The following is a 276-nucleotide window of genomic DNA, read 5'->3' as shown; positions in this document are numbered from 1 at the left end:
AGACTCAGGATACCCAGCGAAGCATTCAGAGGCGTGCGGGTCGGGTCGATACGTACTTGCAGTACGTTGTTTTTGCGGGAGTTCAGGTTACCGACGCTGCCAGCGCCGCCGTTGCTGGTCCAAGTCGGCCCACTCGCCTGGTAGTAGCCGTTGAACGCCGGGCAATTGTTCAGCGCAATATTAAAGTCCTGCCAAGGCGTTGCTGTGTTCAGGCCCGAAAACTCAGCGAGTTGATGCTGGCCCATAGGCACTGATACATCCGGGGTAGAACAGGTG

Annotated in this window: 1 pseudogene; it reads right to left on the bottom strand. The window is 57.2% G+C overall.

What is annotated here, in order from left to right:
* Window positions 1-245 (bottom strand): annotated as a pseudogene (locus AC3XQU_RS23810) (hypothetical protein); the annotation flags it as partial.
* Window positions 246-276 lie beyond the last annotated feature (31 nt).

Source organism: Telluria sp. AZSoR62 (genome assembly GCF_058111565.1).
Note: the sequence above shows the minus strand (reverse complement) of the source record. Positions and strands in the feature narration are given on the sequence as shown.